Below are 2,692 nucleotides of genomic sequence, written 5' to 3'. Positions count from 1 at the left end.
CTTGGAGGCTTTCGGACGCCGGCCGCCGAATACGCCGCGCCCTCCCTCAAGCGGCCGGCATCCGAAACCCTTCACAATAACGGACTCATGCGCTGCAGCAATACATCTAATCGTTTGGCGCGGCACGACTCATTCCTTTTGGATTTGAACCGGGGCTCCGTGCCTATCGGGTGTGCCGGGAAGGATCACAAGGTAACGACGCGGGGCCTTGTCCTCGCCACGTACCAACTGGCGGATTGGTCCGACTGCATTAACGACGGCTGCGCCCGCGGGGTTGGTCATGAAGCCTTGCAGTGGCTCGAGATCGCCAGTGCCCGACGGCTCACTCGCAAGCGCAAGCAGATATGGCTTTCCTGGCTCGAGACCGGTGACCGCAGCCTCCAACACCTGCACCAATCCCTGGTCGGATAGCGAAACGCTGGTCGACGCTTTTGCCTCTGTCTTTGCGCCGGGCGGCACCAGCCACAGTTGCGCCGATTGACCAGCAATGCCGAGTGGCTGCAGGTTATTGGTTCCAAGACCTTCGGGGGCGACCATCATCCTGGTCATCGCCGCGTTGAGGTGGCCGCTCATCGCGGGTACGGCATCGGGCACGTAGACGAGGGCTTGCGGAGCTTGGCCGATCGGACTCGTCGCGATGACTTGGTTCGTCAGTGTATCGATTGCGGCTACTTTGTCCTCATTCTCAAGACCGACATAGACTCGCGTGCCGTCCCCGGACGGCCAGATGCCGTGCGGCAACTTACCGACCGGAATGGTTGCGACCTGCTCGAAATTGTCGGTGCGAAACACCTTAATCTCGTTGAGCCCGCCGATCGTGACATAGGCAAACATGCCGTTGGCATTACGCACGATATTGACGTGGTTGGTGATCGGACCGGTGTCGAGGGTTTTCAAGAGCGTGAACGGCGGTTGCGCGTCGAACACTTGGGTTTTGCCTGTGTCCTTCAGGGTGAACCAGACCTGCTTGCTGTCCGGCGTCGCGGCGATGTTGGGGCAGAACGGGCTTGCTTGCGGAACCCTGCCGACAATTCTGCGATCGGCGACAGTGATGACCACGGTCTCCGGTGTAAACGAGGAGCAGACGTAGCCATATTTGCCGTCGGGCGAGAAAATCGTCATACCCGGACCGTTGGGAACGACGATCCGCGCCTTCTCCTCGTAAGTCGTGCCGTCGAGTACGGAGACGTAGTTCTCGCCGCGGACGACAACCCACACTTGTTTGCCATCCATCGTATAGAACGGTTCGTGTGGAGAGCGCCCAACGTAAGTAATATGCTTTACGCTATTGGTCGCGGTATCGATGAAGATCACCGCATTCGAACCAATTGCGACAACCACGATAGTACGATGGTCAGGCGAAAACCCCATGCCATGTACCAACAACTGGCCCTTGTAGAGCGGACTGAGATTGGCAGGCAACGGATCGCCAAGGCGAATAGTGCCAACGAGCCTATTGTCGACGGGATCGGTGACGGAGACAGTGTTCGAGAATTGTTCAGCGGAGTAGACGCGATCTTGATGGCTGATAGGAATGTCGGGATCGGACGCGGCCGCGGGAGCCTGCCCGGCGAAGGCATGGGGGACACCGACAAGAGCTGTCGCAACCAACAGAACGGCCAGTATTGCGTTGTGTCGCATATCACGGCTCCTTTACCAAGGCTGCATTGTCAACTTTCGAGTCTTTCATCGCACTAGGCGGGATCTAATCAGGCGATGGTGCGGAGGGCGGCAAGGCTGGGCCAAGCGACAGCCGCATTGCAGTGATCTCTTGCAGCTGGGTGACGATGATTTCCTGAGCCATACGCCGAAGTGACTCATTACGACCGTAACGCAATTCAGTCTGCGCCATCTCAATGGCACCCCGATGGTGCGGCACCATCATCGCCACAAAGTCGGCGTCGACGTCGCCTGACGGCCTAATACCCATGTTGATCATCATCTTGGTCATCGCGCCGATATTCTCGGCGAGATACGGAGTCTCCGCGGCGGGCGCGGAACTAAAAGCCTTCGTGCAGATCGCCGAGATATAGTCAGCAAGCGATTGCCGGCTGGCTGGGTAGACAGTCAGACATGCTGTCGCAGTAACGACGCCGACGGCTATCGCTGCCACATGCGAGATGATTGATAAGCGAATTGCTGACCACATGAATACCTCGCTTGCGTTGGTGCGAAACCGGCCAACTGGCTTGCGCGTGATGTACCGGAATCAGACACAGGCTCGGCACTTGTCAGCGATGCTGATAGGCAACTCTGGCGGTGCCATACCGATTGTGCTCTCGCCGCTATCCTACGCCCCGCGATATGCGAGCCTAGCGAGCCTTCCAAGATCTAGAGCATGATCCGGAAAAGTGGACACCGCTTTTCCGAAAGAATCATGTTCAATTCGGAATCCAAAGCGAAGTGACGATTTATTTTAATCCCGTCGCGCACTAGGACCAAGCGCCTTCTTGGCCCAATTGCAAACGACCAAAACCGCACCACCCGTCGGACGACCGCCCCGTCGGCGCGAAAGGCTCTCCGTACCTGAGAGGCGCTTTGGATCCCGGCGGCTACATTACCGGCGGACAAGGCACTTCTCCGGCAGTGCAAGACTGTGAAGGGGCGCAAGTCGCCTAGACTGTATGTCCCCTCCACAAAATGAGGCGACTCACCCTCAATGTTGCGACGAGGGTTGCCTGGATGGACCGGG

The 2,692-nt window shown here is 58.1% G+C and carries 2 protein-coding genes; both read right to left on the bottom strand.

The window, feature by feature from the left end; all coding sequences use genetic code 11:
- Positions 1-129: 129 nt before the first annotated feature.
- Positions 130-1,641: a YncE family protein gene (locus ACZXDY_RS45370; protein WP_028167922.1), complete on the bottom strand. Its 1,512-nt coding sequence runs from the start codon at positions 1,639-1,641 to the stop codon at positions 130-132.
- A 64-nt stretch (positions 1,642-1,705) separates the two neighbouring features.
- Positions 1,706-2,149 carry a DUF305 domain-containing protein gene (locus ACZXDY_RS45365; protein WP_080664039.1) on the bottom strand — a complete coding sequence of 148 codons (444 nt, stop codon included), beginning with the start codon at positions 2,147-2,149 and terminating at the stop codon, positions 1,706-1,708.
- Positions 2,150-2,692 lie beyond the last annotated feature (543 nt).

The organism is Bradyrhizobium sp. LeoB3 (genome assembly GCF_055456055.1).
Note: the sequence above shows the minus strand (reverse complement) of the source record. Positions and strands in the feature narration are given on the sequence as shown.